The sequence below is a fragment of the Halomonas sp. ND22Bw genome, from assembly GCF_003011945.1.
GTDB lineage: Bacteria > Pseudomonadota > Gammaproteobacteria > Pseudomonadales > Halomonadaceae > Halomonas > Halomonas halophila.
Map to the genome: position 1 here is coordinate 1 of NZ_PXWD01000246.1, position 404 is coordinate 404.

At 69.6% G+C, this 404-nt stretch carries 1 pseudogene; it reads left to right on the forward strand.

Annotated features, from left to right (window positions below):
* Window positions 1–392, forward strand: a pseudogene (locus CVH10_RS17895) (type II/IV secretion system protein); the annotation flags it as partial.
* Between the last annotated feature and the right edge of the window lie 12 nt (window positions 393–404).

A 404-nucleotide genomic window follows, 5' to 3' on the forward strand; every position in this document is an offset into this window, starting at 1 on the left:
TGATCAACGCCGTGATGCTCGGCGTGCTGGCGCAACGCCTGGTGCGCACACTGTGCCCGCTGTGCAAGCAGCCCAACGAGTCGGTCCCGCGCGAGAAGCTCGCCGAGTTCGTCGCGCCCTGGCAGATCACCGGCTCGGTGCGCGCCTATCGGGCCGTGGGCTGCGTCGACTGCCGCATGACCGGCTACATGGGCCGCATGGGCCTGTACGAACTGCTCAGCATCAGCGAGGAGTTCAAGGCGCGCGTGAACAAGGAGCCGGTCTTGTCGGCCCTGCGCCGCCAAGCCGTCACCGACGGCATGCGTCCGCTGCGGCTCGCCGGCGCGCTGCGCGTGGCCGAAGGCGTGACGACCATCGAGGAAGTGCTGAGCGCGACGCCGCCGCTGGAGTAGACGGCCCTGTGT